The organism is Tautonia plasticadhaerens (assembly GCF_007752535.1).
GTDB lineage: Bacteria > Planctomycetota > Planctomycetia > Isosphaerales > Isosphaeraceae > Tautonia > Tautonia plasticadhaerens.
This window is the reverse complement of sequence record NZ_CP036426.1, coordinates 3530110-3549081: the sequence shown is the minus strand read 5'-3', so window position 1 is coordinate 3549081 and position 18972 is coordinate 3530110. Positions and strand designations below refer to the sequence as shown.

33 protein-coding genes are annotated in these 18972 nt (G+C 63.0%); 12 read left to right on the top strand and 21 right to left on the bottom strand.

Annotation, left to right across the window (positions count from 1 at the left end; translation table 11 throughout):
- Positions 1–11: 11 nt before the first annotated feature.
- The gene (locus ElP_RS14140; RefSeq protein ID WP_145270304.1) at positions 12–605 is read left to right on the top strand and encodes a hypothetical protein; all 594 of its coding nucleotides are present in this window, start codon (positions 12–14) and stop codon (positions 603–605) included.
- Positions 606–1254: 649 nt separating this feature from the next.
- Positions 1255–2289 (top strand): tyrosine-type recombinase/integrase, encoded by a 1035-nt coding sequence (locus tag ElP_RS14135; RefSeq protein ID WP_145270302.1) that lies wholly within the window; start codon positions 1255–1257, stop codon positions 2287–2289.
- Here ElP_RS14135 and ElP_RS14130 read toward each other — a convergent pair.
- The 15 genes from ElP_RS14130 to ElP_RS14070 form a co-directional block, all read right to left on the bottom strand.
- Positions 2286–2468 carry a helix-turn-helix domain-containing protein gene (locus tag ElP_RS14130; protein ID WP_145270300.1) on the bottom strand — a complete coding sequence of 61 codons (183 nt, stop codon included), beginning with the start codon at positions 2466–2468 and terminating at the stop codon, positions 2286–2288. The two genes, ElP_RS14135 and ElP_RS14130, sit on opposite strands and share 4 nt — an antisense overlap.
- Before the next feature lie 4 nt (positions 2469–2472).
- Positions 2473–2670 (bottom strand): hypothetical protein, encoded by a 198-nt coding sequence (locus ElP_RS14125; RefSeq protein ID WP_145270298.1) that lies wholly within the window; start codon positions 2668–2670, stop codon positions 2473–2475.
- A complete protein-coding gene (locus ElP_RS14120; protein WP_145270297.1) occupies positions 2667–3101 on the bottom strand; it encodes a pentapeptide repeat-containing protein in 435 nt (144 codons plus the stop codon). The genes ElP_RS14125 and ElP_RS14120 overlap by 4 nt, the downstream gene beginning before the upstream one ends.
- 129 nt (positions 3102–3230) lie before the next feature.
- Positions 3231–3767 carry a hypothetical protein gene (locus ElP_RS14115; RefSeq protein ID WP_145270295.1) on the bottom strand — a complete coding sequence of 179 codons (537 nt, stop codon included), beginning with the start codon at positions 3765–3767 and terminating at the stop codon, positions 3231–3233.
- Positions 3764–3949, bottom strand: coding sequence for a hypothetical protein (locus ElP_RS14110; protein ID WP_145270293.1), 186 nt, complete (start codon positions 3947–3949; stop codon positions 3764–3766). The genes ElP_RS14115 and ElP_RS14110 overlap by 4 nt, the downstream gene beginning before the upstream one ends.
- A gap of 185 nt (positions 3950–4134) precedes the next feature.
- Positions 4135–4314, bottom strand: a complete 180-nt coding sequence (locus ElP_RS14105; protein WP_145270291.1) for a hypothetical protein — start codon at positions 4312–4314, stop codon at positions 4135–4137.
- A complete protein-coding gene (locus tag ElP_RS40640) occupies positions 4311–4445 on the bottom strand; it encodes a hypothetical protein (protein ID WP_261344428.1) in 135 nt (44 codons plus the stop codon). The genes ElP_RS14105 and ElP_RS40640 overlap by 4 nt, the downstream gene beginning before the upstream one ends.
- A complete protein-coding gene (locus ElP_RS14100; RefSeq protein WP_145270289.1) occupies positions 4442–5050 on the bottom strand; it encodes a hypothetical protein in 609 nt (202 codons plus the stop codon). Before ElP_RS14100 ends, ElP_RS40640 begins: the two co-directional genes overlap by 4 nt.
- Before the next feature lie 40 nt (positions 5051–5090).
- Positions 5091–6122 (bottom strand): hypothetical protein, encoded by a 1032-nt coding sequence (locus ElP_RS14095; protein WP_145270287.1) that lies wholly within the window; start codon positions 6120–6122, stop codon positions 5091–5093.
- 68 nt (positions 6123–6190) lie between these two features.
- On the bottom strand, positions 6191–6715 hold the full coding sequence (locus ElP_RS14090) for a hypothetical protein (protein WP_145270285.1): 525 nt from the start codon (positions 6713–6715) through the stop codon (positions 6191–6193).
- 93 nt (positions 6716–6808) lie between these two features.
- Entirely contained in the window at positions 6809–7375 is a 567-nt protein-coding gene (locus ElP_RS14085) for a hypothetical protein (protein WP_145270283.1), read from the bottom strand.
- A 3-nt stretch (positions 7376–7378) separates the two neighbouring features.
- Positions 7379–8866, bottom strand: coding sequence for a hypothetical protein (locus tag ElP_RS14080; RefSeq protein ID WP_145270281.1), 1488 nt, complete (start codon positions 8864–8866; stop codon positions 7379–7381).
- Positions 8863–8994: a hypothetical protein gene (locus ElP_RS40635; RefSeq protein WP_261344427.1), complete on the bottom strand. Its 132-nt coding sequence runs from the start codon at positions 8992–8994 to the stop codon at positions 8863–8865. The genes ElP_RS14080 and ElP_RS40635 overlap by 4 nt, the downstream gene beginning before the upstream one ends.
- A gap of 121 nt (positions 8995–9115) precedes the next feature.
- Entirely contained in the window at positions 9116–9298 is a 183-nt protein-coding gene (locus ElP_RS14075; RefSeq protein ID WP_145270280.1) for a hypothetical protein, read from the bottom strand.
- Positions 9299–9431: 133 nt separating this feature from the next.
- Complete coding sequence (locus ElP_RS14070) at positions 9432–10214, bottom strand: ParB/RepB/Spo0J family partition protein (protein WP_145270278.1); 783 nt, start codon at positions 10212–10214, stop codon at positions 9432–9434.
- A 206-nt stretch (positions 10215–10420) separates the two neighbouring features.
- Between ElP_RS14070 and ElP_RS14065 the strand changes: the two genes are divergently transcribed.
- The 4 genes from ElP_RS14065 to ElP_RS14050 all read left to right on the top strand — a co-directional run bounded on the left by ElP_RS14065 (position 10421) and on the right by ElP_RS14050 (position 12708).
- Entirely contained in the window at positions 10421–11095 is a 675-nt protein-coding gene (locus ElP_RS14065; RefSeq protein WP_145270276.1) for a hypothetical protein, read from the top strand.
- Between the two features lie 51 nt (positions 11096–11146).
- The gene (locus ElP_RS14060; RefSeq protein ID WP_145270274.1) at positions 11147–11680 is read left to right on the top strand and encodes a hypothetical protein; all 534 of its coding nucleotides are present in this window, start codon (positions 11147–11149) and stop codon (positions 11678–11680) included.
- The gene (locus ElP_RS14055; RefSeq protein ID WP_145270272.1) at positions 11677–11931 is read left to right on the top strand and encodes a hypothetical protein; all 255 of its coding nucleotides are present in this window, start codon (positions 11677–11679) and stop codon (positions 11929–11931) included. Before ElP_RS14060 ends, ElP_RS14055 begins: the two co-directional genes overlap by 4 nt.
- Before the next feature lie 402 nt (positions 11932–12333).
- Positions 12334–12708: a hypothetical protein gene (locus ElP_RS14050; protein ID WP_145270271.1), complete on the top strand. Its 375-nt coding sequence runs from the start codon at positions 12334–12336 to the stop codon at positions 12706–12708.
- Here ElP_RS14050 and ElP_RS14045 read toward each other — a convergent pair.
- Entirely contained in the window at positions 12689–13006 is a 318-nt protein-coding gene (locus ElP_RS14045; RefSeq protein WP_145270269.1) for a hypothetical protein, read from the bottom strand. The two genes, ElP_RS14050 and ElP_RS14045, sit on opposite strands and share 20 nt — an antisense overlap.
- A gap of 148 nt (positions 13007–13154) precedes the next feature.
- Here ElP_RS14045 and ElP_RS14040 point away from each other — a divergent pair, with 148 nt between their 5' ends.
- The 6 genes from ElP_RS14040 (at position 13155) to ElP_RS14015 (ending at position 17022) form a co-directional block, all read left to right on the top strand.
- A complete protein-coding gene (locus ElP_RS14040) occupies positions 13155–13523 on the top strand; it encodes a DNA polymerase III subunit beta family protein (RefSeq protein WP_145270267.1) in 369 nt (122 codons plus the stop codon).
- Positions 13524–13617: 94 nt separating this feature from the next.
- Positions 13618–14949, top strand: a complete 1332-nt coding sequence (locus tag ElP_RS14035; protein WP_145270265.1) for an IS701 family transposase — start codon at positions 13618–13620, stop codon at positions 14947–14949.
- 268 nt (positions 14950–15217) lie between these two features.
- Positions 15218–15499 carry a hypothetical protein gene (locus ElP_RS14030; protein ID WP_145270262.1) on the top strand — a complete coding sequence of 94 codons (282 nt, stop codon included), beginning with the start codon at positions 15218–15220 and terminating at the stop codon, positions 15497–15499.
- Between the two features lie 167 nt (positions 15500–15666).
- Complete coding sequence (locus tag ElP_RS14025) at positions 15667–16488, top strand: DUF932 domain-containing protein (RefSeq protein WP_145270260.1); 822 nt, start codon at positions 15667–15669, stop codon at positions 16486–16488.
- Between the two features lie 101 nt (positions 16489–16589).
- Positions 16590–16787, top strand: a complete 198-nt coding sequence (locus ElP_RS14020) for a hypothetical protein (RefSeq protein WP_145270258.1) — start codon at positions 16590–16592, stop codon at positions 16785–16787.
- On the top strand, positions 16780–17022 hold the full coding sequence (locus ElP_RS14015) for a plasmid related protein (RefSeq protein WP_145270256.1): 243 nt from the start codon (positions 16780–16782) through the stop codon (positions 17020–17022). Before ElP_RS14020 ends, ElP_RS14015 begins: the two co-directional genes overlap by 8 nt.
- Positions 17023–17072: 50 nt before the next feature.
- Here the strand turns inward: ElP_RS14015 and ElP_RS14010 are convergent, their stop codons facing one another.
- The 5 genes from ElP_RS14010 to ElP_RS13995 are packed head-to-tail and all read right to left on the bottom strand — an operon-like array spanning position 17073 to position 18828.
- Positions 17073–17471: a hypothetical protein gene (locus ElP_RS14010; protein ID WP_145270254.1), complete on the bottom strand. Its 399-nt coding sequence runs from the start codon at positions 17469–17471 to the stop codon at positions 17073–17075.
- On the bottom strand, positions 17452–17721 hold the full coding sequence (locus tag ElP_RS14005) for a hypothetical protein (RefSeq protein ID WP_145270252.1): 270 nt from the start codon (positions 17719–17721) through the stop codon (positions 17452–17454). The genes ElP_RS14010 and ElP_RS14005 overlap by 20 nt, the downstream gene beginning before the upstream one ends.
- Positions 17718–17978: a hypothetical protein gene (locus ElP_RS38045; protein WP_231749705.1), complete on the bottom strand. Its 261-nt coding sequence runs from the start codon at positions 17976–17978 to the stop codon at positions 17718–17720. The genes ElP_RS14005 and ElP_RS38045 overlap by 4 nt, the downstream gene beginning before the upstream one ends.
- Positions 17975–18349 carry an ASCH domain-containing protein gene (locus tag ElP_RS14000; RefSeq protein ID WP_145270250.1) on the bottom strand — a complete coding sequence of 125 codons (375 nt, stop codon included), beginning with the start codon at positions 18347–18349 and terminating at the stop codon, positions 17975–17977. The genes ElP_RS38045 and ElP_RS14000 overlap by 4 nt, the downstream gene beginning before the upstream one ends.
- Positions 18346–18828 carry a hypothetical protein gene (locus tag ElP_RS13995; RefSeq protein ID WP_145270249.1) on the bottom strand — a complete coding sequence of 161 codons (483 nt, stop codon included), beginning with the start codon at positions 18826–18828 and terminating at the stop codon, positions 18346–18348. Before ElP_RS13995 ends, ElP_RS14000 begins: the two co-directional genes overlap by 4 nt.
- Positions 18829–18972: the final 144 nt, after the last annotated feature.

Here is an 18972-nt window from a genome sequence, read left to right as displayed (position 1 = left end):
AGGAGTTCACGATGAGATTCCTCTTCAACGCAAAGGTCTTGGGCCTTGTCGCATTAGGCATGGTTTCGTTTTCAGTGTCGTATGCAAACGTAAAAATGGGATCAAAACGTTCCGCTCCTATTCCAGCACTCCGGCTCCCAGATCCGCTAATCGGTCAGAGTATTGCTACGTATGAAATTCAAGAAAATATAACTCTGCCACAAGAAGGTGTTCCCATCGCATCGGCCTCTCGCATAACAGAGTTGAAGATCCATCCGCTAGGTGAGATAGCCTTTGTGAACTCGGAGGCTTCGATGTGGGACTCATCAAAAAAAACCAAATGGAATTACATGTGGGCAGTTCGAATTTATGATGGTGATGCCCTCCGGGGTGACGTACCCATTTGGGAGAGACGATATGAAGACCAGATATTCCAAGTTGCGTCGGGTCGAACGCATACTCCTACCTTCTCCGACGAGATCCCACTCCCAGAAGAACCGGGATTGTATAAAATTCAGGTTGGCTTGTACCAAATTGCGGATGGAACGGATTTGGATGTGCTGAACAATTCAGAAAATGCCGACAATTACCTTGCGGCATTCAAAACCGTAGAAATCGCGCGTTAGCTAGACTGCTCCCGATTTCGCGGGCCCGCCTCGGCGGTAACCTGAGGGTTACACGCGCACCCCTGGCCACCGACCGACGGCGGACCCTCCATGATGCTACCACCCGAGGCGGCCCTGCTGTGGGCCGAATTGTTGCACGCGTTCGCTTGGCCGACCGCCCGACGCTTCGCCCTCCTGCTCGTCGCGGCCATCCTCACCAGCGGCCGGCGGCCGGCGGCGGGTGGCACTGGTGCGGCGTCTCTTCTGGGTGCCACTGGCGGCTTGCCCGCCAGTGATCCGGTCCGTCTGCGTCGCCGAGGTTCGCGTATCAAGTCGGCTCTGCCGATGTGGGTGACGTGCCATGATGAGCCGCCTCGCTCGGAGATGTCTGGCGGCCGGGAGCACTGGCGGGCAAGCCGCCAGTGGCACCCGTTGTCTCGTTGACTCGGCCGCTTGCCTTCGTCCCTCGGCCCTCCGGGATGTGATCAGGCCAGGGCCCGGAGGGTGCGGAGGCGGTCGAGGGCGGCGTCGAGGGTCTCGTCTTTCTTGCAGAAGCGGAACCGGACATCGCTTGGCGTCATTGACGTAACCTCCTGCTGCCTCATAAACTATAACCAGTGGGGCACACCCCCGAAAAGACCGATGGCAGAGAATTGGCAGGGACTCCGCCATGAACAAGCCGTGGTTCCGATCCGACCGCCTGAGCTGGTTCGTCGAGCTTCCCGGCGGCAAGCAGGTCAACCTCGGGCGCGACGAACGCTTCACCTCTCCCCCCAAGGTCAAGCCGAAGGAACCGCCGCCCGCGATCCAGAAGAAATACCTCGCCGCGATGCAGGCCCAGGCGGAGCCGGAAGACCGCAAGCTTTCCTTCTGCACGTCCAAATATCTGGAATCGTTGCAGGATTGCCGCCCCAACTCCATCCGCCGCGCCAAAGACTACCTCGAATCTTTCGCCAGGGCGACCGGCGATCCGAAAGTGTCCAGGCTCCGCGCCCACCACGTCACCGACTTCCTCAAGGGCAAGCCGTGGGCACCCAACTCCGTGCGGCAGTTCATCATCACGGTCAATGCGTGCTTGAATTACTGCGCCCGGCAGGACTGGATCGCCGCCAACCCGATCAAGGGCAAGGTGACGATGCCGCTCGCACGCAGGCGGGAGGATGTCATGTCGCCGGAGGACGCGGAGCGGCTGGCCGCCGCCGCCGCGCCGGAATTCCGCGACGTGCTCCACTTCCTCGCCGGAACCGGGTGCAGACCGATCGAGGCGCGGGAAGCGCTGATCGAAAAGTGCGACTTCGACAAGGGCGTGCTGATGGTGCCCAACAAGACGAAGGCGAAGACCGGCATCGACGAGCGCCCGGTGTTCCTCTCGACCGCCATGATCGAGCTGCTGAAGCGGGTCATCGGCGACCGCAAGGCGGGGCACATTTTCTCGAACAAGTTCGGCAAGCCGTGGCAGGCCGATGCGCTCCGGGTTCGGATGCGCCGCCTGTGCGACAAGCTTGGCATCACCTACGGCGACCGGATGTACTCGCACCGCCACGCATGGGCGTCAACGGCCATCAATGAGAAGGGCCTCAATCCGGCGCTCGTGGCCATCCAGCTCGGGCACACCGACCTGAAGCAGTTGATGAAAACCTATCTCCACCACGACCACAAAGCGATGCGCGAGGCGCTGGACGGAAATGAGAAACGCGAGGGCTAGTGCCCCCGCGCCTCTTCCAGCTCCTTCATGAATTGCTTCAGATGCTCCTCCGTGAGCACGATCTTGCCGCGCCTGCCCTTCTGGCCGATGCGGACGCATGGCAAGCGCCCCTCCTGGACCAGCTTGTAGGCGAGCGACGGGCTGATTTCGAGCCGCCGCGCCGCCTCCTTTACGTCCATAGGCTCACCCCCTCCATTCGTTGACTTCCATCCAGATCATGACGGTAATGGCGCTGATCGCCCCAAACGTCAGCAGGGGGATGGGGCGGAGCGTCCCGGCGATGAAGCAGAGGGCGGGGATCACCGCCAGCCAGATGCCGGCGGTGACGAGGACGGGGTGTTTCACCCGCCGATGGGCGCGGTGCCGAATGTGTGTTTTCATCCGCCGAACTCCAGCCCCTTGGGTTTTCCCTTCTCTGCCAAGGCTTCCTTCGCCTTCCGTTGGGCGGTCTCCAGCGGATCGGGCGACTTCAGCCCGAGCTTCGCGGCGGGCGCGGGCATCATGGCGCCTTCCAGGTACGCGCCGCCCAGGTTGGCCATCTGGAGGTTGGCTCCGCGCAGGTCCGCCTGAAACGCCTCAACGCCCTGCATCTTCGCGCCGTAGAGATTGGCGTTCTGCAGGTTGGCGCCATTGAGCGTCGCGCCGCGAAGGTCGGCATAACGGAGGTTGATGCTGCTCAGGTTGGCGTTGCTCAGATCCGCGGCCCGCAGGTCGGCGTTTTCGAGCGATACGCCGGCCAGGCTGACGCCACGCAGATCCGCGCCACGCCAGTCCACACGCTGGCCGGGTGGAGAAGGTTTCTTGTCCGTCATGACGGCTCCTTCGGCAGCGGGGGAAGGGACGGCGCCTGGTTGCCGGGCGGCACCGCCTGCGGAACTTGCGGCGGAGGCAGCGGTGGCAGTTTGAATTCAGTGGCCGGAGCGGTCGGTTCCGCCTTGGGTTCAGTCCTGGGCTGTTCCGCCGTTGGCGAGCACCCGAACGGCAGGCACGCCAGGGCGACGATCAGGCTGGGGATGAGCGTCTTCACGGTTGCGCCTCCATCGAAAAAGGTTGAGCCATCGGAACCGGCGAGCGGGCCTTGCCTCTTCGGCCTGCTGGCGGGCGATGTCGTGGTGTGCCGCGTCCATCTCCATCAGGGTGACGAACGCGGCATTACGCCCCGCCGATTCCATGCGGCTCAGCATCTCGAAGTAGTTATCTGAGGAAGCAATCGCCTGGCGGAAGGCGTCGAGCACGTCATTGCCGATGCGCTTGCACTGCAAGTCGATGCGTTCGGGGTAGGAAGGCAGGGATCTGTTGGCGGTAACGCGATCCACCGCCTTCCTGACCTCGAAGAAATGATCTCTCGCAGCGGGCTGAAACACGCCGTCGGCATTGAACAGCTCCTCCGCCGCGCAGTAGTAGTCGATCAGCAGCGGGAGCAGCAGGTGGGACACTTCGGCGAAATATGGGTCGCGCTCCGGCACGGACACGTTCATGGCTTCTCCTTCCTCGCCAACTCCTCCAGGCCGGAGCGGATAACGCGGTAAAATTCCTGGTCGCAAAGTGACCACTCCTCTTCCCTCAGGCATCCCTGCACCACGTAGCGACACTCGCGCGCCAGCCGAATGCTCAGGTTATGAATCTCCGGGCTGGTCGGCTGGTTGATGTTGACCAGCATTTCGCACCTCCTCCAATCCTTCGAAGATCAGCTCGTAGAACGCTTCGTGCAGCGTGGAATGGAGCTCCGGCTGGATTGCCTCTCGCACCAGCTCCAGGCACCGGCTGCTGAGCCGGTGCGAAAGCGCGCGGTTGACGATGTGCGGCGGCTTGCCGGCGACGAATCGCGCCACCAGCTCCGCCCGTTCAGTTGACGGAGGGCTCCGCTGAGAAACTTCGCTTGCGTTCATAAGTTTTGATCGCCTCCTCGACGATGCAGACGATGATGCCCATCAGCTCGGGCGTGGTGGCGCCCGGCGAGCTGCTGATGGTGTTGAGAATGAGCGCGGCAGCCGCGACCGCGTGAGCGTATCGCTCTTCGTTCACGACCCTCCCCCGTTGCGCCGGCCGAATTCCCAGCGCGACTCGAGCATGCGTTGCTTCGCCGGCCCGGCCTGGCCGAGGATGAACCGGCCGAACACCAGGAACAACACCAGGGCGATGGCTGCCTCGATCACGGATGCACCCCTTCCTTCTCCGTTGTCTGCCCCTCGCGGAGCTTCTGCTTGTAGTGGTGGAACACGGCGGCGGCACCGCCGAACGACAGGATGATCAGCACCCAGCCGAGCGAATCGAACACCGACACCACGCCGTCGCTCAGGCGGGTAAGGGGCGGCGCGGCGAGCGTCTCCACGCCGTTGAGGTAGGGTTCCGGATTGGCCAGGAACGCCGTCAGGGCGGCCGTTCCGGCCAGCGTGCCGCGGTGGCGGTAGATGAAATCCATCGCCGGATCGCCATAGGCTTCCACCACGCCCGCCAGGCCAGACGCTCCGGGATGGCCGGAAGTGCGGAGCGCCTCCAGGCGTCGCACGCTGCGGGCGCTCAGGTGGCTCGCTGTTCCGCCGGCCACACCTGCGATATCGTCGGCGTTGCGGCTGAATCCACGTGCGGCGTCATCGCCGTGCCGTGCGGCGAACCGTGCCGCGTCGTCCGCGCTGCGTCCGAGCTTGTTCGAGATGAACTCGCCGCTCTCCTTGACCAGCTTGCCCCAGAAATCTGCCCTGGCCGGCGCGGCGGTGGCGAGCGTGGCCAAGACGAACAGGATCATCGCGCTGCGTTTCATGGGAATATCTCCTCGGATGGTGAACGGGATGGGCTTTGTGTCAGCGCGCCAGCCGGGCGAACGCTTCCGCCCGCCACCGCACGCGCTCGTCGTGGAGCTTCCGCAGCCGCCCGCGCAGGCCCGACTCGCCGCCAGCGGCATCGCCGTCGATGACGGAAGCTCGGATGGCATCCAGCGCGGCATGGACGCTGCGTTCGATGTCTTGCTCGGGCGTATACCCGGCGCCGTGCAGGGCGGCATCGATCCCCTTGCCAACCGCGTAGTCGGAGCCGATATTCGCGCCGATGCTGGCGGCGCGCTTCTGGCCCGGAGTCCATCGCTGCCCGGCGATGGCCGAATCGATCGGGCTGGCAGCCAGATCTCCGAGCTTGTTGCCCGCCACGAACAGCACCGGCGACAGCACGAAGTCGAACTCGGCGATGCGGGCGGTTGCGGTCACCGCGCTGTAACGGTCGTATGACCCGGAAGGAAGATCCTCGGCCGAGATACCGCCGGTAATCTGCTCCGCCGGGGCGCGGGCAGCCACGCGGGCACGCGCTTCGATGGAACGCAGATCGTCGATGTAACCGGCCGCCGCCACCTGGATCGCCTCGCTCAGCTCGTCCTCGCTGAGTACATGCCGATCGAACGCCGCGTCAACGTCCTCGCCGATCGGATCGCGCGGAATCTGATATTCCTTCGGCCCGGTATCGAACAGCGAAGCGAATTCGCCGATCACTTCCTCCACGACGATACCTGCGTATCGCGCCTTGGCCTGGAGGCTCAGAATATCTTCGGCGAAGGCCTTGCCACCGGATTTCCGGCTCTCCAGATAGCCCTCCAGATCCCGAATGCGTGCCTCGAGTGCGGCGGCGCTCTCGCGTTCCGCCTGGGCGAGCGCATCGTCCACCCGTGCCGTACGGCCGGAGAGTAAGCCCGATGCGGAATGCCAGGCCGGTTCCGCCTTGGCCTGGACCGATTTCATCCAGTCGGTGGGCTGGACAACCCACACGAACCCCAGGCCGCAGGACGCGGCGAGGACGCTGAAGCAGATGTGCCAGTTGTTCGTCAAGCAGCGGATCATCCGACGCATGGCCTGTTCCTCATTGGTGCGAAGCGGGGAGGGTGACGCCATCCGTGGCGCGTGAATCCTCGGCTGAGCTAGAAGCTGCGATACTGCCCCTTGTCCTGGCTCTTCTCCGCGAACTCCTGTCCGCGCTGCTGCGCGGTCTTCAGCGGGTCGGTGGTGCCGATGAATTTCCCGGCCATGGATTTCTGCTCCGGCGTCATGTCGGAGATGGCCTTGTCGATCTGGCGTTGCTTGCCGAGCGTCGCCTTGGCCTGCTGGAATTCGATCACGTGCTCGGCCTGCTGCTCCGGCGAAGGCTCCGGCGCGTGTTGATCCGTCGGGCCGTGCACGCCGTGCTGCGGCCCGTCCGGCTGAGGCCCTTGGTTTGGCGTGGCACCGCTGGTGAGCAGGCCCAGATCGCCGCGATAGGCGTCGCCCGTCCACAGCCCGCCAAGTTCGTACATGCCCTTGACGGCTGCGGCCTTCAGGTCCTTCAGGCCGCTGGGAAGGGGCGGCGTATTGTCCTTGAGCTCCTGGTTTTTCTGGGCGAGCTTCTCCTGGACATTGCGGAAGGCTTCGGTAAGCCGGTCGGACGCGGACGGTTTGTGATCTGGCATGCTGATTTGCTCCCCCGTTGTGGTAGTGTTCGGTTACCTCGCCCGCCTGGATGCCGGAAAGTGACGTGGCCGCCATCCGTGGCGGCCCCGGATTCACCACCTCCGCAGTCGTTCCATCGCACGTTGCTGCATCTGGGCCTGCAGCATGCTGTCGTAGGCGGCCTGCGCCTCGCGATCGACCTTCGCCTTGAAGAGGCCGAGCTGGATCTTGCTGGCCAGCCACCCCAGCCCGACGAAACAGGCCATGCCCTGGCAGAGCGGCAGCAGGCAGAGCCCTGCCACGCCGGCCAGCAGGAATTCCTTCGTGTCGTCCTTGGCCAGCGGTTGGCCGCATTCCTCGCTGTGGCGCCGCTCCTTGCTGGTCATCGCCGCCAGGAAGTGCAGCGCCAGCAGCCCGTAGAGCGCCATGTTTCCCCAGGCGAACGCCTGGAACCCTTCCTGCGTCATCGGCGGCCCGGTCAGCTGCACGACCAGCGGATAGCCGATCATGACGCCGACGATGGTGTGGAAGCCGATGGATCGCGGCCCCATGCTGCCCGGCCGGTAGAACAGGAGCCGATACGGCCCGGCCAGCAGGCCGACGGCGAAGAGGATGAAGTTGCCGGTCTGCCGGATGCCGTGGAAGGGGTCGTTCGATTGTTGTTGCTCTTGCTGCGGCATGCGTCACTCCCTCATGTCGAGAACCTGGAATTCGCCGTGGGCGTGGAGCACGGCTACACCGACCGGAAGCGTTGAATAGAACTCGGGGCGAATTGCGCGGGCGTATTGCTCTGACCAGTGCATCGACTGGTTCACGCCCAGCCAGCCGTCGCGCAAATCGCCGGATTCGCGGTTGGCACGGCCGTTGGAGCCGCCGGACAGCATGATCTCCTTGACGTCGCCGGTCAGGCGGCTCTGGACTTCCGCCGAATCCGGGTTGTTCTGGTGAAACATCAGCTTGACGCCGTGGTTCGACCAGGAGCTGAGCGCCTCGTTCTTGGCCTTGGGGCCTCCCCCGTAGGTTTGCTCCATGAGGTCGAAATCCTGGAAAAGGTCCAGGTGTAGCGCGCGTTGCGATCGCGACACCGCGGCCACGATTGCGTCGTAGCCCGGGTGGCTGAAATACGCGTATTCGTCCCTGACGATGAGACTGCGCGGCGCGTTCGCCGCAGGCCTTCGCAGGCAGTAGCCCTGGTAGAGCATGATCCAGGCGAGCTGGAACATTCGGCCGGGCGTTTCGTAGGTGAGCAGATCGTAATCGAGCGCGACAACGAGTCTGCCCGCTTCGATCATTTCGGGCGTGAGCGTCGATTCCTCGCAGAGCGCCGAGTAAAACGGCTCCAGCAGGAACCTGCCCAGGATCGCGTTCACCATCGAGATGATGGCGCCGCGGGCTTTGTAGCCAAGGGATGAGAATTCGTTGAGGAAGAATTCGGTGGCGCGCTTGACCCTCCTCTGGTTTTCGGGCGTCTGGTTTTCCCGCGCCAGCAGGATCATCTTGGCGCAGATAGTGAAATTCTCCGGGTCGCCGCCGAACAGCTTGGCCGGCAGCGCGTCTTCCGGGGTGCCGGGGCTGCTGATCAGCGCATCCTTCACCAGCTCCATGCTGGCTTCGCCGGTGGCCAGGATGCACAGCTCGATGGCGTTGACCAGCGCGGTCTCGAACATCGTCATCCAGAACGCTTCGCCGTGGTTGCCGGTCCCTTCCGCCCGGCTGGCGATGTCGTTCAGCCGCGCCAGGAACTGCGCGGCCAGCAGCGAAGAGCCGCCCGGCATCTCGGTCAGGTACTTGAGCAGGTTGATGCGGTAAGGCGATCCGGGCTTCAATCGCACGAATCGGTCTGACGCGTTGAGCTGGCGACATAGCTCATCAACCTCGTTGGCGTCTGTAGGTTTTGGGCAGGCAAAGAGGCAGGGAAGCCACTGGTTGATCGCCTGCGCTTCGATGGACCGGGCGAAAAACGTCTTGCCGTAGCCGCTGGAGCCGGTGACCACGATGCCGGAGTCCGGCCAGCCGAGGTGGATGCCGCAGATGGTGAAGCCTTCCGGGCCTGACGGGGACGCCCTGGCCGGTAGTTGCTTCTGTTTGCGGCGCTCCCCAATGCGGATGATGAGGCCGGTCACGATTAGGCTGGCGCAGCCGGCGTAGACCAGGATGTCGGTTTGGCTCACTCATTCCTCCTCTTGGCGCGGAGATGGGCGATCAGCGCCCCCAGGGGCAGGCCGACGCATCCCGCGAGGAACCACTTCTGCCAGTATTCCGGCGGGATCTTCTGGAGCTCGCTCAGGAATGCGTCCACGGTTTCTGCCTCCGGTTGCGGGTGATCGGAACGTGTGCGCGCACGCCGGACGTGCCGCGCGATAGCAAGGCGAGGCTCGGGTACAGACGAGTTCAAACGGGTCCAATTTTGGACTTATCCGTCAGCTAACCGCCTGATCCTTCGGCGGTTCGGTGAGCGGCCGTTCCTCGCGGAACAGCGACGTAGTTTCGGTGAAGGTGAAGCGCGAATCACTGGGCATGGCGACGATGTAACTGATGCAACCGCAAACATCATGGTCGCAGCGGATCGCGTACGTCGGCGGCTTGGTCATTCGCTGTCGCATGTTTCCTCCAGGCGCGGAGCGTCTACGGCCCCGCGCGGTGCGTGGGTTTGGTTGGGTGAACAGGATGTTCCGGAGCGGGAATATCTGGCCTGGATTCAGCCGCTACGGAACGAAATGTTCCCGAGCGGGAATATCACGGAAACAGGAATCTCAACCCGTCCGGCGGCAGGTGCTTGTTGGCCTTCAGCTTCGCGGCCAGCCCTTCCAGCCACTTGGCGATGTCTTCCGTCGAAACGCCGGGCTTGGGCTTGATGACGGCCTCATGGCCCCCATCCTTGACGGTGAACCCGCGGGGCTTCCGGCCCGATTTATTGCCCTCTTTCATCTGCTTGGCCAGCAGCTCCACCCGGTCTTTCGGGATGGGCTGGTCGTTCTCATCGAACGCCTTGGCGATCAGCTCCTCCATGTCTGCCCGCGTCGGCATCCGGGCGATGGTTCTGACCACCGTGCCGCAGAGCCGTTCCGTCTTCGGGCGGAGTTCCGGCGGGATGCGCCGGACACAGGTGATCGAGCTGAGCGTGCTGGCCGGGATGCCGAGCGCCTTCCCAGCCTCCGCCCAGGTGGTGAATCGCTTCTCCTTCTTGTAGGTGGTGATGTCGTTGCAGAGCTGGAAGGCGTCGAGATTCTTGCGCTTGGAGTTCTCGCCGACGCGGATTTCGATGATTTCCGCCTGCGAAGGAATCGTGTCGCGCACCTCGGCACGGAATAGGATGCGGGCAATCCGACAGGCATGCCCACGTCGCCCGCCCGCGATGACGAGCCATTTGCCGGGCAAGTCCGGGTGGGGGCAGACGATGCCGGGCTGGAGCTGGCCGTTTCGCTGGTAGTCCTCCACCAGGTCGGCCACATCCTCATCGGTGATGGGGCGGTTGTCGTGGGGCGGGAAGCAATCGGCGGGGTCGAGTTCCTTGAGCATGGAAGATACTCCTGTCAGAAACGCGGGCTATTACGGGCGTTGGATTTGCGCGCAGAGCGGACGCGGGGATTTTCCTCCTTTCGCCCTTGTCCAACCCACTACCAGGGGCTAGACTGTGATAGAAGTTTCTTACACACCTACTCTACGCTGTATCGCGGCGGAAGTTCAAGGCGCTGAAACGGGAAGTTTTACGGGAAATTCCACTGATGGCCGAGGAGAACAAACCTACGGAGCAGCAGGTGGCCTGGCTCGCCGCCCTGGCAGCCATGCCGACGGTCTATTCGCGGGGCACGGAAAAGAGCAATGCCGAACTCCGGGCGATGGCCGACGGACTGAGTGTCCGTTACGCCCCAGCCAAAGATCATATATATAATGCAATGCGCGAGTTGAAGGCGGCCAACGACGCCGTGGACGGCGCCTTGGCGGAGGCGGCGAGGCTTTTGCAGGAAGAAGGGGTTGCCTTCCGGGTCAAGGCAGCGAAGGAAGTGCAATCCGCCGCATTCCTGCTCTACCAGGTTACCTCGTGGCTCGACTACTCGGTGCAGTCTTACCAATGGCTCCTGGAATACGCGCAAGAAATATTCCGCGCCGATGATGCAACCGACTACGCCCGCAAGCAGGAGTTGGCGAAGAAGGTCAACGCCGAGTTACGCGAGCGGCATCAAGCCTTGAGGCATCCAGAGAACGGCGAGCCGTGCGTCATCTATGCGATGGCGACGCGCAACGGGGATGGGCGATATGTGCTGGAGAACCGCATGACCAAGAAGCGGTCGGGCTCCTACAAAACGTTGCTGGAATTGATGCCCTTTCGGTTCACTCAGGATGTCGCCCGGAAGGAAGGCCTGGCGGGCAAAAAAAAGAAGGGCGAATCCGACAGTTGACGCTTGCCCCTCCATGCGCTAATGGTTGTTAATCCCACGCATGGAGGCGGTATGGCACGGAAGCCGAGAGCGAAGAAATCCAAAGTAGAGCCCGAATCCCCGGCGGTTGCCGTCGAAGAACCCCGCGCCATCGGCGACATCCTGGCCGAGCGCTATCCCCTGCCGGATGCAGGGCACCAGCTCCCCGCGCCTACGGCTGATGTGCCCTTCGAGCCCGGCAGCTTCGTAGCGGCGCTAGAAGAGGGTCGCCCCCGTTTCGGGCAGGTGCCGCCGGGCTTCATCCCGGTCAAGACCGACAACGCCGCCGGTATACGCGTCACCAAAAAGCTGTGGCGCGATCAGGATGGCAACCAGCGAAGCACGGCGGCGCTGCAGTTCGCGGAAAACCGCAAATTGTCGCGGAATAGCGAGAACGCCCTGGTAGACCATGTGGAGGATCAGGGCTTTTTGTTCCGTGACCATGCCCGCCAGTGGCAGCGCGATAGCGACCCGAGCCAGCAAACGCCCGGCGAGAACATCCTCGATGCGCTGAAGCTGCTGGACGAGGTAAAGCAGGCGCGCGGGTTAGAAGGGCACGGGCGGTGAGTAATGCCGTCGAGCTCACCAAAGAGAGAATAGTCCGGCAGACAGATGCCGACTGCGTGTTCACGGACGGATACGGAGTTCGTTGGTTCAAATATGAATTCAAGTACCCCCACCGCAGGCCGGAAGGCAGCTTGGCCGACTTTGCCTTCGATATCTGGGCGACGTCCGATCAGGACGCAGCAGAGCGGCTGGCGAGTATTAAGGCCAGCGCAAAAATCCAGGGCAGGATTGTGACGGGAATCGATACATGATCGCCGGGAAAGTCACAGAAGACGGTTACCTTTTTCAGCACCGCTATGTTCCGGGGCACGAAGCGCCACTTAAGCCGGGCAAGTACACTGCCGTATCGGATTTTTACGAGGTGGACAGGCCACCGCGAGTGGGCGAGAAATGCACTGCATACATTGACCATGCTCGCCAGGCAGGCCGATTGCTTTCGAGCGAAACCAAGCCGTTCGTTGTCGCTGTATGACCGCCCCGAAGCCCGATACCCAGCAGCCCCGGCTCAAGCTCTACCAGTCGCCAGAAGAGCGGCCACGCATGACGCAACGGGAAGCCTATTCGCGGTTCGCGGACTTGATCGACGCAGAGCGACCGCGAATCGCACCGGGAACGCGGCAACAGGAAGGACGCGGGCGATGAGCGGCGGGAGCATGAATTACCTCTACTCGAAGCTCGAGTATGATCTTGAATCCAGCCCGTTCGAGCGGAACACGCCGCAGCGCGAAGCTTTCTGGCAGCACATGCAGAAGGTAATCAAGGCGCTGCACGATATTGAATGGGTCGATTCGTGCGATATGAGCCCAGGCGATGAGAACGAAGCGGTAGATGCTTGCCTGAACTCATCTGCTTTCCTTCAGGGCGTCATCGCCGAACGTGACGTGCTCCGCCAATGCCTCGATCCGCGTCAGTGGACGAACGAAATGAGCGTGGCATGGCATCTGGCAATACCGGACACTCATGCCGCCTTCAAATCGCTGATAGAAGCCGCGAAGAAGGCCGACCCAGTCACCCCGCCACCCGCCTGAGCGCCACCAGCCCTTCCTCCGACATGCCGAGCGCCCTGAGCTGCTGCCCGGCATCCCCGGTGCAGAAGCCCGGAAAGCCTGCGAACCGGCAGCATGCCAGGAACTCGACCAGCAGCGGATAGAGCCGCTCCATCTCGGGCAGCCGCTCGAAAGACCCCGCCAGCGCGGCGGTCGACTCCACGCCGATTACATCGCGCCCGTCATAGACAGGCCGGAGCAGCCCCGCGGCGATCAGCCTGCCGCCTTCGGCCATTGGCTGCGTTTGGACAAAAGCACCGAACCAGCTGTTGAACCGCATGCGTCACCTCCCACGGCCATTATCGCGGAAAGGCCGGGAGCGCGCCACCCCTCGGGATCACATCAATTGTCGCTTGACCATTAGGGCGGCCTGCCCTAATGTCCTCCCTGCGCATGGGCAATGAAGCCCGGCAAATTGCGGAGTGTATATGACCGAGAAGACGTTTCCGACTTTCATTTTCGAGGCAAAGAATCTGAGAGAGCAGCTGAAAGTCATAACCCCATTTATGAGCGACGATGAAACCCGCTATTACCTCAATGGCGTCTATTTCAAATACGATGGCAAACAGCTAAAGGCAGTGGCCACCAACGGGCATATCTTGTACGAGGCGGTCATGAAATGCGCCATCGAGCATGGCGAAGCATTCGCGGCCATCTGTCCGCGTCAAGCCATTGCTGCTCTTTGCAGTATGCTCAAGGAATGCGCTTTCGGCCGGGTCACGATGACAGTGGAAGAAGCAAAGCCGTACCGCCTGACATTTGACAATACTGCACTTTCCGGGACTTCATGTACGTAGCGCGATCCGGGGCAGAGGGTAGATGAGGGCCGGTCCGGCCGGGACGATGGCGGTTACCGGACCAGCCAGAGACCCCGAGCGGAGCCGGCCCCCGATGACATCCTCGCCTCTACCGCCCGCCCCGTGCCAGTGGTTCCCGTGGCTCGCCGCCGCCCTCGACCGCCGCTCCGCACCCCGGCTCGCCCTGCTGTTCCTCGGCGCCGTCCTCGCCCGGGGCCGCCGGACCGTCACGACCTGGATCCGGGCCGCCAAGCTCAGCGACCACTTCCGCCCCTGCTATACCGCCGTCGCCGCCGCCGGCAAGCGGGCCGATCGCATCGCCCGACGCCTCCTGACCGAAGTGGTCCGGCCCCTGGTCAAGGGCGCCACGCGGCTGACCCTCGCCCTGGACGACACCCCGACGAAGCGGTACGGCCCGCACGTCCAGGGGGCCGGCGTGCATCACAACCCGACACCCGGCCCGGCCGGCTCGCCCTACGTCTACGGCCACGTCTTCGTCGTGTTGGCCCTGCTCGTGGCCCACCCGGCGTGGGGCGTCGTTGCCCTGCCGCTGCTGGCCCGGCTCTACGTCCGGAAGGTGGACCTGCCGGGAATCGACCCGAAACACCGGCCGGAGTTCCGCACCAAGCTGGAGCTGGCCGTCGAGTTGCTCCGTTGGGCCAAGCCCTGGCTGGGGCCCCTGGGGTTGCCGATCTGGGTGGTGGCCGACGGGGCCTATGCCAGCAGGGAGTTCCTCAAGCCGGCGATGGAGCTGGGCATGACGGTCGTCAGCCGGCTCCGAAAGGACGCGGCCCTGCGGTCACTGCCCGGCCCCCGGCCTGCGGGCAAGCCTGGCCGTCCCCGCACCTACGGCCCGGATGTGATCGACCTGGCCAAGCGGGCCGGTCAGCGACGCGGCTGGTCCACCGAGACAATCAGCCTGTACGGGGTTGCCGCGGTCAAGAAGTACAAGACGTTCCCGGCGACCTGGCGTCCGGCCGGCGGCGCGATCCGGGTGGTGCTGGTGGACGAGCCGACCGGCTGGCGGGCCTACTTCTGCACCGACACCGAGGCGAGCGTCGCCGACATCCTGACGACCGTGGCCGACCGGTTCGGCCTGGAGATCGCATTTCGCGAGTGCAAGCAGGTCGTGGGGGCCGGGCAGCAGCAGGTGCGGTTCATCCGGGCGAACGTCGGGGCCTTCCACATCTGCCTGTGGACCTACACCATGACCGAGGCGTGGGCCTGGGGCCGTGAGGCGGAGGATCTGGTGGACCGCTCGACCTCGCCGTGGGACTCGACGCTGCGCCGCCCGAGCCATGCGGACAAGCGCCGGGCCTGGCGTCGCGATCTGCTGGGCGAGGAGATTCGTGCGACTCTACGCCCGGGGGCTACCGAGGCGGAAATTCAGGCCACGGCCGAAAGGCTGCTCAGTCTGGCCGCATGACATATACATTCCCCCGGAAAGTACAGGACAATATCGACGCACAGCTTATCACCAAGACCATCGACGCCAATTACCCCGACTATGAGAGAGTCATTCCTAAGCCAAATCATGAAAAGCAATATTATTTTGACCGATTCAATTCAAAATATGTGCATGCAGTAGCTAACGTTTTCGGCGAAGGAACCCCTGTTAATATCTTTCGGGAGAAGGAGGATGGCTCGACGGGTCTCCCCCATTTGGTCACAAGTCCAAAGCTGGAAGGCGTTCGTTGCGTAATGATGCCGATGCGAACAGAAGAATAGTGACTCCAGCCGAGGAAGTGCGCCGCGCATGCCAGGCGCTGAACAATGACAAGGGCACGGGCGGGCAAACAAAGCTCGCCCGGCTGCTGCCCCTGAATTCGCACGGCAAGCCGGTCAACTCCCGGACAGTGCGGCGATGGATCGCGGGCAAGACCGAACCGCATCCTGTGCTTCTAGAGCGGATTCGGGACATTCGGGAGCAAGCAGAAAACGACGGGCAACAGAAGGGCTGCGCCCTCGCTCCATGAAGGTCGAATCCGTCAGCTTCCGTGGTCGTGCCTCCCGTGTGCAGCCGCCAGCTTCTCTCTTCACTCCGCTTCACCCCCTGTTTCTGTCTTCGCCCCGTTTGCCCAAGTGAATTTCGCGCGAGGCGAACTTCACGGTCAAACAGGCATCGTTAACCGGAGACAGATCCATGTCCGCCACCCAGAACCTGCCCGCCGTGCTCGACACCGCCACCCTCCGCCGCACCTGCCCCAGCGTGTTCGCCTCCGAACCGTGGCACCGCATGTCCGGCCGCTACCGGCACGTCCCCACCATCGAAGTCGTGGATATCCTCCGCGACCGCGGCTTCTTCCCGGTCAAGGCGGCACAGAGCCGCAGCAGGATCGAGGGGAAGCAGGCCTACACCCGGCACATGCTCCGGTTCCGCCATTCCGACTACCTGACGCCGCAGACGGTCGGGGCCGAGTTGCCGGAGCTTGTGCTATCAAACAGCCATGATGGCACGGCGGCGTACCGCTTCGCCTCCGGCATCTTTCGTTTGGTCTGCTCGAATGGCCTTGTCGTGGCCAGCAGCGATTTCGGCTCGATCAGCGTCAAGCATGCGGGCGGGGCGGATTTCAGCCAGCGGATCATCGACGCGACGTTCCGTATCGTCGAGGACACGCCGAAGGTGCTGCAGCAGATCGACGCCTGGAAGCAGCTCGCTCTCCCGGCACCGGCACAGACGGCATTCGCGGAGGCCGCCCATGTCCTGCTCGATGCACCGAACATCACGCCCGACCAGCTGCTCACCCCCCGCCGCAGCGAGGATCAGCCCGCACCGGACGGCAGCCGGTCCCTCTGGGCTACCTTCAATACCGTGCAGGAAGGCGCGTTGAAGGGCGGCATCAGCGGCACGACGCCGACCGGCCGCCGCACCACGACCAGGCCGGTGAAGGCCGTGGATCGTGATATTCGCCTGAACAAGGCGTTGTGGACGCTCACCGCACGGATGGCGGAGCTGGTGGACTAAACGTCTCGGGGGCATGGAAGCCCCCAACCCTGTCCAAGCCCGCCCAAGACAACCACGGCATATCAACCGCTTAGCCCATCATTCCGGCCAAGGATTCGACCATGCGCGCTTCGTTCCCCTGCGGCTCCCTGAAAGCCGACCCCGACCTTTTGACTACCCTTCCGCGCTCGGCATTAATCGCCGCCATCGTCCGGCATTTCACCGGGAGCGAGAAGCACAGCCAGCACGAGCACGACGGCATCGCGTTTGAACTCCTCACCACCGAGTCCGAAACCCACGTCAGGAGGGCAGATGTTTAAACTAGGCCGTATCGTCGTCACTACCGGAGCGCAGTTCTTCGTTTCGATGGAAGAAGTGGCCAAGGCGCTGGAACGTCACCGGCAAGGGGACTGGGGGGACGTATCCGACGAGCAGAAGGCGCTCAACGCACAGGAAGGGGAGGCCATCCGGTCGAGCTACCTCATCGATGGAGAGCGTATCCACATCATCACCGATCCGGGGCAGACCACCGTTTGCATCGCGGAAGACCTTTGACCGACGGGCGGTGATTCTCAGGAGTCGCCGCCTCGCTTCGCTTCGGCGGGTTAAACCATTGTGCTGAACTCATCAGGCGCTTTCAGTTCGGGAACATCCGTTTCGTCAGTGAAGTTGATGTCCCGCATTGCCTGCCGAAGCTCCGCGTCACCGAATCGGTGTTCGTATCCGGTTCTGAGATGTAATTCCCGTTCGCCGAAATTCTTGGCGATAAACCGATCCTGGCTGCTCGTGAGCTTGTCCGCGTTCAGATGGTCGCCCGTCCAATTATCGGAGATACGGAGCCAGCCCCGAAGCGCTTGCGGCGCACCGAGGCAGACCAACAGCGCGCCTATCGGTTCGTGCTCGCCCATCCCGCAGGCGATGAATTCCCCGGAAGGGGAGAGCCAGCCCGTCGTGGCTGCCTTCTCCCTGGTTGGGTAATACCGATCAATTTTTCCTGTCCACACCTTGTAGCCCTCCTTTCTTCACCCACACCGTCAATGGCACTTCTCGGCGCAGGCAGCGGAAACATGTCCGGTCTTTGGGCAGGAACGTCACGGAATGAGAGCCGACCACCCAGCTATGCCCTTGCTCGCGGCAGGCCTTCGCCGCCGCTTTGCGCTCACGCTCGATTTCCTTGCGGAGCGCCAGCCACTCCCGGCGCTTCTGCCTGCGTTTGCTGTATGGCCAGCCGAGCCGGAGGAGGCGGCAGATCATAACCACTTCGTCTTATGAGATCGGGCGTGGATCACCGGACGTTTCCCCTGCTCGACGTTCCGAAGGCAGATCGCACAGGTGCCCCGCTTGCTGCCCCACCCCCGCAGGATGCTGAACCGCGCGCCGTTGCTCCGGTTCCAGCCGTAATCGCACATCGGCCAGTAGTTCCCGGCCTTCGTCAGGGCATACATATGGGAGCGGGCGGCATTGGGATCGTTCCGGTCTGCGCCTTCGATGTACCGGACGACCACGCTCATGCGGCTGCCTGCTGCGGGTAGTCCACCTCGAAGAAGCCCAGCTTACCGGGCATCGGCAGAAAATCCACCGGCTGAGCTCGCTCCAGACAGAAGCCAACCGGGCCGGAGAACCACGGCGAATCGCTGGATTTCACAACGTCTGTCAGATCTGCCTTGCCTACGATGCCGCCACGCTCGAAATCACCCGGGGCTGGCATCGGAATCTCCGGGAATTCTTCACGCACCCAGTCATAGCCGTCGCTGTCGAACGTCTTCCCGGCATGGATCAGGAGTTCGCCGCGAAATTTCGTGTTCCACGTCCGGTTTTCGAGCGGCTTGAACCCGTGGGCGATGAGCCACGCCCACGGCTGCTGGATGCTGAGCGCTTTCATGCGGCCCCGCTGAGCGGCAGCGCTTCAACTTCGTCCCAGTAGAGGAGGATTCGGCGATTCGTCGGTTCTTCCGCCTGCGCATCACCATCCTGCTTGATGGCGTAGCTCATTGGCCGATGCGGGTAGACCTCGGCGATAACGCCCGTGCCGCGGCGGGTCTTCACGCACGTTCCCACGGGGATAGGCGGCTGCACGTTATGCGTCTGTTGGAAACCCCGAAGAAAGTCTTCATGGGCGCGAGCGAGCGTGTGCTGGTGGCTATCCAGGATCTCCGCGATAGCCGTGTCGCAATCCCATCCGTGCTTTTCTAGATCCTTCGCCATGCTGTAGCCGTCGCCAGATCGGCAATGCCTTACGATGTCGGCGGCAAGCTCTTCCACTTTGCCGCTAAGCCCCTCTTCGTCGATCAGCGTTTGGGCTGTGATAATGGCGGCTTGCAGCCGGGTTTCGTCATTGGGGGATTTCGGAATCTCAAGCACATTACCTCACTCTCAGCCGCTCAGCGCTGCGGACGCGACAAGAATTTTGCGAACACTCGGGCATCCGCAGCGCTGAAGGGCTAATTGTGTGAAAGGTGGTGAGTGTTCGCATCCGGCGACCATAGCAAGCCTGCCGGAAAGCGC